This window comes from Micromonospora sp. NPDC049171, from assembly GCF_040648275.1.
GTDB lineage: Bacteria > Actinomycetota > Actinomycetes > Mycobacteriales > Micromonosporaceae > Micromonospora.
This window is the reverse complement of sequence record NZ_JBEZDJ010000014.1, coordinates 180390-193401: the sequence shown is the minus strand read 5'-3', so window position 1 is coordinate 193401 and position 13012 is coordinate 180390. Positions and strand designations below refer to the sequence as shown.

The window sequence follows — 13012 nt, the reverse complement described above, 5'->3', positions numbered from 1 at the left end:
CGGGGGAGGTGCGGCACCCGTCGCCCGGCCCGTCGCGGGTCATTCGGTCGGCGCCCGGCCCGTGCGGCAGCCCTCGTCCCGAGTGCCCGATCGGTCACCCACACCGGATTCACGTGCTTTGTGTCGGTCCGCCATTGACGCGCCCGAGTCGGCCCGGCTTCCCCGTTCCGTTACGGAGCTGTTGCGCCTAGATGTCTTGACGAGGCTGGATGTGAGCGTTAACACTATCCCCGTTAACGGTGGAGGTGAACATGAACCGTGTGGATGGAGCTGACGACCGCTACGTCGTCGGTGTCGACTTCGGCACCCTGTCCGGGCGAGCTCTGGTGGTCCGTGTCGGTGACGGTGCCGAGTTGGGGACCGCGGTGCACGAGTACGGCGACGGCGTCATCAGCACGACGCTTCCGGGAGGCCGAGCGCTGCCCCCGGACTGGGCTCTCCAGAACCCGGACGACTACCGCGAGGTGCTGCGGCAGGCCGTCCCGGCGGCGGTGTCCGCCGCGGGGGTGGACCCCACCAGGGTGGTCGGCATCGGCATCGACTTCACCGCCTGCACCGTGCTGCCGACGCTCGCCGACGGCACCCCACTGTGTGAGACGCCCGAGCTGCGCGACCGACCGCACGCCTGGGTCAAGCTGTGGAAGCACCACGCCGCGCAGCCGCACGCCGACCGGATCAACGCGCTGGCCCACGAGCGGGCAGAGCCGTGGATCGGCCGGTACGGCGGCAAGATCTCCGCCGAGTGGCAGTTCGCCAAGGGCCTGCAGATCCTGGAGGAGGATCCGGAGGTCTACGACCGGGCCGAGCGCTTCGTCGAGGCGGCCGACTGGATCGTCTGGCAGCTCTGCGGCACCGAGACCCGCAACGTGTGCACCGCCGGATACAAGGGCATCCTGCAGGACGGCCACTATCCGTCCGAGGGTTTCCTGACCGCGCTCAACCCCGACTTCGGCGACTTCGTGGCCAAGCTGGACGGTCCGTTGCTGCCGCTCGGTGCCCGGGCCGGCGCGCTCACCGCCGAGGCGGCCGCCTGGACCGGCCTGCCCGAGGGCATCGCGGTGGCCGTCGGCAACGTCGACGCGCACGTCACCGCGGCGTCCGCGCAGGCCGTGCAGCCCGGTCGGCTCGTCGCCATCATGGGCACCTCGACCTGCCACGTCGTCAACGGCGCGGAGGTCGCCGAGGTGGCCGGCATGTGCGGGGTCGTGGACGGCGGCATCAGCCCCGGCGCGTGGGGTTACGAGGCCGGGCAGAGCGGCGTCGGCGACATCTTCGGCTGGTTCGTCAAGCACGCCGCCCCGACCGGCATCGACTCGCACGAACAACTCACCGAGCTGGCCGCGAGCCAGCCCGTCGGCGCGCACGGCCTGATCGCCCTGGACTGGTGGAACGGCAACCGCTCCCTGCTGGTCAACCACGACCTCAGCGGGATGATCGTCGGCATGACCCTGGCCACCCGGCCGCAGGACATCTACCGGGCGCTGCTGGAGTCGACCGCCTTCGGCACCCGGATGATCATCGAGGCGTTCGTCGAGGCCGGTGTCGCCGTCAACGACCTGGTGATCGCCGGTGGCCTCACCAACAACGCCCTGCTGATGCAGATCTACGCCGACGTGACCAGGCGACCGCTGAACATCATCGCCTCGGCGCAGGGGCCGGCGCTCGGGTCGGCGATCCACGCCGCCGTCGCCGCCGGTGAGTTCCCCTCGATCCACGAGGCCTCGCAGGCGATGGGCCGGGTGCACGAGGCCGTCTACCGTCCGGACCCGGAGCGGGCGCGCGCCTACGACGCCCTCTACGCGGAGTACCGGACGCTGCACGACCACTTCGGTCGCGGCGGCAACGACGTCATGCTCCGTCTGCGGGCGATCCGCAACGCGGCGGTCGAGAGCGCCGCGGCCACACCCGAGCCCGCGCTGGAAGTGGTGGCATGACCGCTGTCAGCGAGCTGCGCGAGACGGTCGCCCGCCTGCACTCCGAGCTAACCCGGTACCGCCTGGTGGCCTGGACGGCCGGCAACGTCTCCGCGCGGGTGCCCGGCCGCAACCTCATGGTGATCAAGCCGAGCGGCGTGGGCTACGACGACCTGTCGGCGGCCACGATGGTGGTGTGCGACCTCGACGGTGTCCTCGTCGAGGGAGATTTCGCCCCGTCCAGCGACACCGCCGCCCACGCGTACGTCTACCGGTCCATGCCCGAGGTCGGTGGGGTCGTGCACACGCACAGCTCGTACGCCACCGCCTGGGCCGCGCGGGGGGAGTCGATCCCCTGCTACCTCACCGCGCAGGCCGACGAGTTCGGCGGGGAGATTCCGGTGGGTCCGTTCGCCCTGATCGGCGGCGACGACATCGGCAAGGGCATCGTCGGCACGCTCGCCGGGCACCGCTCACCCGCGGTGCTGATGCGCAACCACGGCGTCTTCACCATCGGCCGGGACGCCCGCGCGGCGGTCAAGGCCGCGGTCATGTGTGAGGACGTGGCTCGCACGGCGCACCTGGCCCGCGCACTCGGGCAGCCGGTGCCGATCGCACAGGCGGACATCGACGCCCTCCACGACCGTTACCAGACCGTCTACGGTCAACAACCAGTCCCACCGGCGGGTTTCTGACCTCTGGCCATACCCGACCCGCCGGTCTGCACCACCCCGAAGTAGCAGCACGCAACACCCGCGTACGCCGCTCCTTGCACATCGGCGGTTGGCGCGGTTCCCCACCACACCGAGCCAAGGAGATTCGATGCGAAAGATGCGAATGCACTCCGCTCCGTGGCGCGCTGCCACGGTCCTCGCCAGTGTGCTGCTCGTCGGCAGCATGGCGGCCTGCGGCAACAGCGACACCGGCAGCGGCGGCGGCACCAAGGACGACGGCAAGATCACGATGGGCTTCTCGCAGGTTGGCGCGGAGAGCGGCTGGCGTACCGCGAACACCGTCTCGATCAAGGAGGCCGCCACCGCGGCCGGGATCGAGCTGAAGTTCGACGACGCGCAGCAGAAGCAGGAAAACCAGATCAAGGCGATCCGCAACTACATCCAGCAGAAGGTCGACGTGATCGCCTTCTCGCCGGTCGTCGAGTCCGGGTGGGACACCGTGCTCAAGGAGGCCAAGGACGCCAAGATCCCGGTCATCCTGACCGACCGCTCGGTCGACTCGGCCGACAAGTCGCTGTACAAGACCTTCCTCGGCTCGGACTTCGTCAAGGAGGGCAAGCTCGCCGGTGAGTGGCTGGTCGAGCAGAAGAAGACCGCCTCGGGTCCGGTGAACATCGTCGAGCTGCAGGGCAGCACGGGCGCCGCGCCGGCGAACGACCGTAAGAAGGGCTTCGGTGAGGCGATCGCCGCCAACCCGAACCTGAAGGTCATCGCCTCCCAGTCGGGTGACTTCACCCGGGCCGGTGGCAAGCAGGTCATGGAGCAGTTCCTCAAGGCCAACAAGAAGATCGACGTGCTGTTCGCGCACAACGACGACATGGGCCTGGGTGCGCTCGAGGCGATCACCGCCGCTGGCAAGGTGCCGGGCAAGGACATCACCATCATCACGGTCGACGCCGTCAAGGATGGTATGCAGGCCCTCGCCGACGGGAAGTTCAACTTCATCGCGGAGTGCAGCCCGCTGCTCGGCCCACAGCTGATGGACCTGGCCAAGAAGGTCAAGGCCGGCGAGGAGGTGCCTGCTCGGATCGAGACCGAGGAGACCACCTTCACCCAGGCGCAGGCCAAGGAAGCTCTGCCCAACCGTAAGTACTGATCGACGACGGGGTCGCCGCGCTCGCGTGGCGGCCCCGCCGCGTCGCTCTCATACCCGCAACGGACCGGGCTCGGCCCGCGAACACCCCCGTACGACGCCCGCCCGAGCGACCCCCAGGGGCGACCGGGCGGGCGCTGCGGGCGCGTAGCGGCCCTTCCGTGTCGACAACCCAGAAGAGGTCTGATGGGATGACGGATAGCCGTCCGGTCCTGACGATGACCGGGATCAGCAAGTCCTTCCCCGGGGTGCGCGCACTCCACAACGTCAACTTCCAGCTCCTTCCCGGCGAGGTGCACGCCCTGATGGGCGAGAACGGCGCCGGCAAGTCGACCCTCATCAAGGTGCTGACCGGTGTCTACGACACCGACGAGGGCACGATCACTCTGGACGGGGAGCCGGTGTCCTTCACCGGCCCGATGCAGGCGAACGCCGCCGGGGTCAGCACCGTGTTCCAGGAGGTCAACCTCTGCACCAACCTCTCGGTGGCGGAGAACATCTTCATCGGCCGCGAGCCCCGGCGCCTCGGCGCCGTCCGCTGGGGTGAGGTTCGCCGCCGCGCCCGCGCCCTGCTCACCCGCCTCGACCTCGACCTCGACGTCAGCGCGCCGCTCGGCTCGTATTCTCTGGCGATCCAGCAGATGGTCGCCATCGCCCGCGCCATCGACATCAAGGCCCGGGTGCTGATCCTGGACGAGCCGACGTCCAGCCTCGACGCCGGCGAGGTGGCGCAGTTGTTCCGCATCATGCGGCAACTGCGCGACGAGGGCATCGCGATCCTGTTCGTGACCCACTTCCTCGACCAGGTCTACGAGATCGCGGACCGCATCACCGTGCTGCGCAACGGTGGGCTCGTCGGCGAGTACCTGACCCCCGAGCTGCCCCAGCTCTCCCTCGTGGAGAAGATGATCGGCAAGGAACTCGACATCCTCGAGGGCATTGAGGAACACTCCCGTCGCGACCTGGCCAAGCTGGAGGAGGGCACCCCGCTGGTGGCGGTGTCGGACTTCGGCCGGGCGGGGGCGGTCCAGCCGTTCAGCCTCACCATCCACGCCGGCGAGGTGGTGGGCCTGGCCGGCCTGCTGGGCTCGGGGCGTACCGAGGTCGCGCGGTTGTTGTTCGGTGCCGACCGGACCGACGGCGGCCAGGTCACGGTCGACGGCACGGCGAGCAGCCTGCGGACCCCCGCGCAGGCCATCGACCACGGCGTCGGCTTCTGTTCGGAGAACCGCCGCGCGGAGGGCATCGTCGCCGACCTGTCGGTCCGGGAGAACATCATCCTCGCCATGCAGGCGGCCCGCGGCTGGCTGCGGCCCATCCCGCGTCGTCGTCAGGACGAGCTCGTCGACAAGTACATCAAGGCACTCAACATCCGGCCCGCGGACCCGGAGGTGCCGGTCCGCAACCTCTCCGGTGGCAACCAGCAGAAGGTGCTCCTGGCCCGGTGGCTGATCACCGAGCCACGGCTGTTGATCCTCGATGAGCCGACCCGGGGCATCGACATCGGCGCGAAGACCGAGATCCAGAAGCTGGTGACGCAGCTGTCCGACGGTGGCATGGCGGTGCTGTTCATCTCCGCCGAGTTGGAGGAGGTGCTGCGCCTCAGCCACAAGGTGGCAGTCATGCGGGACCGCCAGATGGTCGCGCAGCTCCCCAACGACGACAGTCTCAACGCCGACCGCATCATGCAGACCATCGCGAGTGGATCCCACCGCGAGGAGGCAGACCGATGAGCGACACCGTGAGCCGCTACCGGACGATCACCGGTCACCGGCTGTTCTGGCCCGCCGCCGTGCTGGTCGTCATGCTCGCCGCGAACACGATCTACCGGCCCGGGTTCCTGTCCATCGAGCTCAAGGACGGGCACCTGTACGGCACGCCGATCGACATCCTGCGGCTGAGCGCACCGTTGATCCTCGTCGCGCTGGGCATGACCCTGGTGATCTCGACCGGCGGCATCGACCTGTCGGTCGGCTCGCTCTGCGCGATCAGCGGCGCGATCGCCTGCATGTACATCAGCAAGCAGCCCGACCAGAACAACCTCGGCGTGGTGCTGACCGCCCTCGCGATGGCGTTCGGGGTCGCGCTCGTGCTCGGCGCCTGGAACGGGGTGCTGGTGGCCGTGATCGGCATCCAACCGATCATCGCCACCCTGATCCTGATGGTGGCCGGCCGGGGTCTCGCCCAGCTGATCACCGAGGGTCAGATCATCACCATCAACTCCGAGCCGTACCGGGCGATCGGCCTGGGCCACGCGCTGACCCTGCCGCTGGCCATCTTCATCGCCCTCGCCGCGGCCCTGCTCGTCGCCGCGTTCACCAGGCGCACCGCGCTCGGCATGATCATCGAGTCGGTGGGCGGCAACGCCGTGGCCAGCCGGTTGTCCGGCATCCGGTCCGCCCGGGTCATCTTCCTGGTGTACGTGATCAGCGCCGCGTGCGCCGCCGTCGCCGGCTTCATGATGACGGCCAACGTCTCCAGCGCCGACGGCAACGCCGCCGGTCTCTGGGTGGAGTTGGACGCGATCCTCGCGGTCGTCATCGGCGGTACGTCCCTCGCCGGCGGCCGGTTCTTCCTCAGCGGCACGATCATCGGGGCACTGATCATCCAGACCCTGACCACCACGGTGTACGCCATGGACATCTCGCCGCAGACGTCGCTGCTGTTCAAAGCGGTTGTCGTCATCGCCGTCTGCCTCATCCAGGCACCGGCCTTCCGGGCCCGGTTCGCCCGCCGCAGGCGCAGTGTTCCGCCGTCCGCCCCCATCGCCGACAAGCCGAAGGAGCAGGTGCCGGCATGACCACTGGAACGCTTACCGCCGGTCGTAACCGGTTCCGGCTGCCGAGGAAGCAGATACCGGTCCTGGCGACGCTCGCCCTGCTGCTGGTCATGTACGCCATCGGGGTGTCGCAGTACACGGCGTTCTCCAACGTGCAGGTCATCTTCAACGTCTTCATCGACAACGGCTTCCTGCTCGTCGTCGCGGTGGGCATGACCTTCGTGATCCTCACCGGTGGCATCGACCTGTCGGTCGGATCGGTCGTCGCCATGACGGCGATGGTGTCGGCCGCGCTGCTACAGGACGGCATGCCGGCGGCACTGGTGCTCGTCATCGCCCTGCTCATCGGCCCGACGCTCGGTCTGCTGATGGGTTGCGCCATCCACTTCTTCGAGATCCAGCCGTTCATCGTCACGCTCGCCGGGATGTTCTTCGCCCGGGGCATGTGCACGTTCATCTCCGGTGCGTCGATCCCGATCACCGACGGGTTCTGGACCTCGATGTCGCAGGAGCGGATCGGTAACCCGCAGGGCAACTTCGTGTCGATCAGCGTGCTGATCGCCTTCGTCGTGGTCGCCGTCGCCGCGTACACGCTGGCCTACACCCGGTTGGGACGCAATGTGTACGCCATCGGCGGCAACCCCCAGTCGGCCCTGCTGATGGGCCTGCCGGTGGGGCGGACCCGGATCGCCGTCTACACCATCAGTGGTCTGTGCTCCGCGATCGGTGGGATCCTGCTGTCGTTCTACACCCTCTCCGGTGCGCCACTGATCGCCGTCGGCATGGAGCTGGACGTCATCGCCGCCGTCGTCATCGGGGGCACCGTGCTCACCGGGGGTGCGGGTTACGTCTTCGGAACGGTGCTGGGCGTACTGGTCCTGGGCGTGATCCAGACCCTCATCACCTTCGATGGGAGCCTCAACTCCTGGTGGACCAAGATCGTGATCGGCGGCCTGCTGTTCGCGTTCATCCTCCTCCAGCGCCTCATCGGAATCCGTTACAAGTGACCGCCCCTCTCGCGGAAGGCAACCCCATGGCACCACACACCGAACCCGAGATCTGGTTCCTCACCGGCAGCCAAGGCATGTACGGCGAGGAGACGCTCCGCCAGGTGGCCGAGCAGTCTCGCCAGATCGCGGCCGCGCTCGACGACTCGCCGCAGATTCCCGCCCGCGTGGTCTGGAAGCCCGTCCTGACCAACAGCGGTGAGATCCTGCAGGTCTGCCGGGACGCCGCCGCCCAGGGTGCCGTCGGGGTCATCGCCTGGATGCACACGTTCTCGCCGGCCAAGATGTGGATCTCCGGTCTGGACGCGTTGCAGACGCCGCTGCTGCACCTGCACACCCAGGCCAACGTTCTGCTGCCGTGGAACGACATCGACATGGACTTCATGAACCTGAACCAGGCCGCCCACGGCGACCGGGAGTTCGGGTACATCCAGACGCGTCTCGGTGTGGCCCGCAAGACGGTGGCCGGGCACGTCAGCGACCCGCGGGTGGCCAATCGGATCGGGGCGTGGGCCCGCGCAGCGCTGGGCTGGTCGGCGATGCGGTCGCTGCGGCTGGCCCGCTTCGGTGACAACATGCGCGACGTCGCGGTGACCGAGGGCGACAAGGTCGAGGCCGAGCTGCGGTTCGGGGTCTCGGTCAACACCTACGGCGTCAACGACCTGGTCGAGGTGGTCGGCGAGGTCACCGACGCGCAGGTGGACGACCTGGTCAAGGAGTACGAGGACACCTACCGCATCGTCGGCGCACTGCTGCCCGGCGGGGAACAGCACGACTCGCTGCGGTACGCCGCGCGCGTGGAGTTGGGCATGCGTGCCTTCCTGGACGCGGGTGGGTTCCGGGCCTTCACGACGAACTTCGAGGACCTCGGGGGGCTGCGTCAGCTGCCGGGCATCGCCGTGCAGCGGCTGATGGCAGACGGTTACGGCTTCGGCGGCGAGGGCGACTGGAAGACCTCGGTCCTGGTCCGCACCCTCAAGGCGATGTCGGTGGGCGTGAGCGGCGGCACGTCGTTCATGGAGGACTACACCTACGACCTCACCCCGGGCAACGAGCTGGTGCTCGGCGCCCACATGCTGGAGGTCTGTCCGACCATCGCCTCCGACGTGCCCAACGTGGAGATCCACCCGCTGAGCATCGGTGGCCGGGAGGACCCGGTCCGGCTGGTGTTCGACGCCGCACCCGGTCCGGCCGTGGTGCTCGGGCTGTCCGACATGGGGGAGCGCTTCCGGCTGGTGGCCAACGAGATCGACGTGGTGGCCCCGCCGCAGCCGCTGCGCCGGTTGCCGGTCGCCCGTGCCGTCTGGCGTCCGCGCCCCGACCTGCCGGTCTCGGCCGAGGCGTGGATCACCGCGGGCGCCCCGCACCACACCGTGCTGTCGCAGGCGGTGGGCGTGGAGGAGCTGCACGACCTGGCGGAGATGAGCCGCACCGAGCTGGTCGTCATCGACGCCGACACGGAGCCCCGCCGCTTCGCCGACGAGCTGCGCTGGAACCAGGCCTACTACCGGCTGGCCCGCGGCTTCTGACCCGCGCGGTCGGAGAACGGGTGGTCCATCCCTGCCTGCGGGCGGGGGTGGGCCACCCGTTCGCGTGTGTGCCAGCAGGCCCGCGAGGCGGTCGTGTTACGCCTTGACTAACAGCATGTTATCGCTCACAGTCTATAGCCAAGATGGTCGATGTCGTGGCTGGCCCGGTCGCGCGCGTGTCCTACCCCGCGGTTTCGGCACCTCGTCACCGCGACGGTCGGGCGACCGGTGTTAGCGATCACATGGCCGGGCCTGGTCAGCTCGGTGCCCCGCCCGGTGCCGCGGACGCCGGCCCAGACCGCACGGTTCGCGTCAGCAGAGGAGGATCATGCTTTCCATCGGTCGGGTTCCCCGGGGTGCGCCACGGCGGCGCGGGTGGCTGTCGAGACTCGCCGTCGCCGCGATGGTGCTGGTGGTCGGTGGCGCGGCCGCAGCGGTGGCCGCGGCGCCCGCGTCGGCGGCAACTGTCGACACCAGCGCCTGGTACGTGTTGGTGAACCGCAACAGCGGCAAGGCAGTGGACGTGTACAACATGGCCACGAACGACGGCGCGCGGATCACCCAGTGGACGCGCAACAACGGCAACCAGCAGCAGTGGCAGTTCGTCGACTCCGGCGGCGGCTACTACCGGCTCAAGTCGAGGTTGTCGGGCAAGGTGCTGGACGTCTCCGGCCGCTCCACGGCCGACGGCGGGCCGATCGTGCAGTGGTCCGACAACAACGGCACCAACCAGCAGTTCCGGTTGGCCGACTCGGACGGCGGGTACGTCCGGCTGATCAACCGCAACAGCAACAAGGTGATGGAGGTGCAGGGCGCCTCGACCGCCGACGGTGGCAACATCGTGCAGTACGCCGACTGGAACGGCACCAACCAGCAGTGGCAGCTCGTCCGCGTCGACGGCGGGGGCGACCCCACCACGCCACCGCCCACCACCACGCCGCCCCCGTCGAACGGCACGTACTCGAACCCGGTGGTCTGGCAGGACTTCGCCGACGTCGACATCATCCGCGTGGACAACGCCTACTACATGTCGGCGTCCACCATGCACTACTCTCCGGGCGCTCCGGTGTTGCGCTCGTACGACCTGGTCAACTGGGAGTTCGCCGGTCACTCGGTGCCCAAGCTCGACTTCGGCTCGAAGTACGACATGAGCGGCGGCAGCAACGCCTACGTCGACGGGATCTGGGCGTCGACGTTGAACTACCGGCCGAGCAACAAGACGTACTACTGGGCCGGGTGCATCGACTTCGCGCAGACGCACATCTACACCGCGTCCGCCGTCGACAGCACGTGGACCAAGCACACCACCATCCCCAACTGCTACTACGACGCCGGCCTGCTGTTCGACGACAACGACACCCCGTACATCGCGTACGGCAACGGCACGATCAGCGTGGCGCAGCTGTCCGCGGACGGGAAGTCCCAGGTCCGCGCCCAGCAGGTGTACCAGACGCCGTCGAGCATCGGCACGCTGGAGGGCGCCCGGTTCTACAAGCGCAACGGCGCCTACTACATCTGGCTCACCCGCCCGGCCAACGGCCAGTACGTGCTGAAGTCGACGAACGGCCCGTTCGGCCCGTACGAGCAGCGTCAGGTGCTGCTCAACCTGCCCGGCCCGATCTCCGGTGGCGGCGTGCCGCACCAGGGTGGGCTGGTGCAGACCCAGAACGGCGACTGGTACTACATGTCGTTCGTCGACGCGTACCCCGGTGGTCGGATGCCGGCCATGGCGCCGATCACCTGGACCGGCGACGGCTGGCCCGTGCTGCAGACGGTCAACGGCACGTGGGGCTCCACGTACCCGAAGCCGAACCTGCCCGCGCCGCCACGAGCCGTCAAGCCGCTCACCGGCACCGACACGTTCGCCGGCACCACCCTCGGCCCGCAGTGGGAGTGGAACCACAACCCCGACAACAGCAAGTGGTCGGTCAACAACGGGCTGAACCTGCAGACCGCCACCGTCACCGGCGACCTGTACAAGGCGCGTAACACGCTGACCCACCGGATCCAGGGCCCCACCTCGACGGCCACCATCGAGTTGGACTACTCCACGATGCGCGACGGTGACCGCACCGGCCTGGCGGTGCTGCGCAACTCGTCGGCCTGGATCGGAGTCCGGCGGGACAACGGGTCGACCCGTCTGGTCATGCAGAACGGCCTGACGATGGACGGCAGCTGGAACACCACGAGCACCGGCAGTGAGGTGGCGAGCACCGCCGTCTCCGGTGGCCGGATCTGGTTGCGCGCCAACGCCGACATCAGACCGGGGTCCGGCCGGCAGGCGCGCTTCTCGTACAGCACGGACGGGGTCAACTTCACCTCGTTCGGCAACGCCCTGACGCTGGCGAACAACTGGCAGTTCTTCATGGGCTACCGGTTCGCCATCTTCAACCACGCGACGTCGGCACTCGGCGGCGCGGTCACGGTCCGCAGGTTCGACCTGACGACACCGTGACACCAGTCACACGACTGTCGGTTTGACCGGTGGCGCCGACGAGCGTTTGCCCGACTGGCACGTGCGGTCGGCGCCACCACCCGGTGCCCGGCCGGCCTGCTCCACGCTCTCTGAAGGAGCGTGGAGCAGGTTGGCGTGCCACCGCAGCCCGCAACCGCGAGCCGGCTGCCCGCGTACGCCGGGTGGGAAAAGCCTTGTGCGGCTTCGATGCGTAGCACATCCGGGCACAGCCGTCCCGTAATCGAAGCGGATGCTGGCGTAGACTGACGGCGATTCAGCGCTGGTCACCTGGGATTCAGCACCGGCGTGGTGGCTGAGCGAGGGGGATTGGGCCGGGCCGCTCCAGTCGACGTCGACCGGGCCGCGGGCCCGAGACTTAGCGGGGAGAGTGAAATGGCCGTCCACGGTCCCGCGATGACAGATGTCGCTCGTCTGGCCGGTGTCTCCCATCAGACGGTGTCGCGGGTGCTCAACGGGCACCCCAACGTTCGTGAGCAGACCCGGCTCCGGGTGCGGGCGGCGATCGCCGAGCTCGGCTACCGCCCGAACGGCGCGGCTCGTGCCCTGGTGACCGGCAGATCCCAGGTCATCGGTGTGGTCGCACAGAACACGACCCTCTACGGTCCGGCGTCGCTGTTGGCCGCCCTGGAGCAGACCGCCGCCGAGGAGGGTTTCGCGGTCAGCGTCGGCAGCGTGCGAAACCTGGACCACCGCTCCATCTCGGCAGCCGTCGAGCGGCACCTGTCGCACCGGGTCGCCGGCATCGTGGTGATCGCGCCGGTGGAGTCGGCGGGTGAGGCGCTGGAGCGTCTTCCCCAGGACGTCCCGCTGGTCACCGTCGACGGCGACCCGAGCCGACCGGTGCCGTTGGTGACAGTCGACCAGGTGGCGGGTGCCCGGGCGGCGACCCGACATCTGCTCGACGCGGGGCACCGCACGGTCTGGCACGTCTCCGGGCCGTTCGACTGGTTCGACAGCGTCGGCCGGATCGACGGCTGGCGGGACGCCCTGCTCGCGGCCGGTGTGGACCCGCCGCCGCTGATGCCGGGGGACTGGTCCGCCGCGTCGGGTTACCGGTGCGGGCAGATGCTGGCGAGGATGCCGGAGGTCACCGCCGTCTTCACCGCCAACGACCACCTCGCCCTGGGCGTGCTGCGGGCGTTGCACGAGTTCGGCCGGCGGGTGCCGGACGACATCAGCGTGGTCGGCTTCGACGACGTGCCGGAGGCGGCGTACTTCATTCCGCCGCTGACCACCGTCCGCCCGGACTTCGACGCGGTGGCGCGGGCGAGCCTGCAGATGCTGCTGGCCCAGATCGAGACGGGCACCGGCGGGGCGATGCGGCAGACCATCGCCCCGGCCCTGGTCGCCCGCGAGAGCGTCGCCCCACCGCGGCGCTGACGTCGGCCCCAGCCGGAGGGTCTCGGCGTCGACGGCACCGCGCCGCCCTGCTGGCTCGTCACCGTCGGTAAGACGCCGCTCAATCGAAGCCTGGCTTTTTT

The 13012-nt window shown here is 69.1% G+C and carries 9 protein-coding genes; all 9 read left to right on the top strand.

Annotation, left to right across the window (positions count from 1 at the left end):
- Positions 1 to 251: 251 nt before the first annotated feature.
- The 9 genes from araB (at position 252) to AB0B14_RS19470 (ending at position 12911) form a co-directional block, all read left to right on the top strand.
- Positions 252 to 1934 (top strand): ribulokinase, encoded by a 1683-nt coding sequence (gene araB / locus AB0B14_RS19510; RefSeq protein ID WP_357523380.1) that lies wholly within the window; start codon positions 252 to 254, stop codon positions 1932 to 1934.
- The gene (locus AB0B14_RS19505; protein ID WP_357065290.1) at positions 1931 to 2608 is read left to right on the top strand and encodes an L-ribulose-5-phosphate 4-epimerase; all 678 of its coding nucleotides are present in this window, start codon (positions 1931 to 1933) and stop codon (positions 2606 to 2608) included. Before araB ends, AB0B14_RS19505 begins: the two co-directional genes overlap by 4 nt.
- Positions 2609 to 2735: 127 nt before the next feature.
- Entirely contained in the window at positions 2736 to 3743 is a 1008-nt protein-coding gene (locus AB0B14_RS19500) for an ABC transporter substrate-binding protein (protein WP_357065291.1), read from the top strand.
- Positions 3744 to 3931: 188 nt separating this feature from the next.
- Positions 3932 to 5473: a sugar ABC transporter ATP-binding protein gene (locus AB0B14_RS19495; RefSeq protein ID WP_357065293.1), complete on the top strand. Its 1542-nt coding sequence runs from the start codon at positions 3932 to 3934 to the stop codon at positions 5471 to 5473.
- Entirely contained in the window at positions 5470 to 6540 is a 1071-nt protein-coding gene (locus tag AB0B14_RS19490) for an ABC transporter permease (protein WP_357065295.1), read from the top strand. The genes AB0B14_RS19495 and AB0B14_RS19490 overlap by 4 nt, the downstream gene beginning before the upstream one ends.
- Positions 6537 to 7526, top strand: coding sequence for a galactofuranose ABC transporter, permease protein YjfF (gene yjfF, locus AB0B14_RS19485; RefSeq protein ID WP_357065297.1), 990 nt, complete (start codon positions 6537 to 6539; stop codon positions 7524 to 7526). The genes AB0B14_RS19490 and yjfF overlap by 4 nt, the downstream gene beginning before the upstream one ends.
- 26 nt (positions 7527 to 7552) lie before the next feature.
- Positions 7553 to 9055: an L-arabinose isomerase gene (araA, locus tag AB0B14_RS19480; protein ID WP_357523378.1), complete on the top strand. Its 1503-nt coding sequence runs from the start codon at positions 7553 to 7555 to the stop codon at positions 9053 to 9055.
- Positions 9056 to 9383: 328 nt separating this feature from the next.
- Positions 9384 to 11510 (top strand): RICIN domain-containing protein, encoded by a 2127-nt coding sequence (locus tag AB0B14_RS19475; RefSeq protein ID WP_357065300.1) that lies wholly within the window; start codon positions 9384 to 9386, stop codon positions 11508 to 11510.
- A 414-nt stretch (positions 11511 to 11924) separates the two neighbouring features.
- The gene (locus AB0B14_RS19470) at positions 11925 to 12911 is read left to right on the top strand and encodes a LacI family DNA-binding transcriptional regulator (protein ID WP_357065302.1); all 987 of its coding nucleotides are present in this window, start codon (positions 11925 to 11927) and stop codon (positions 12909 to 12911) included.
- Positions 12912 to 13012 lie beyond the last annotated feature (101 nt).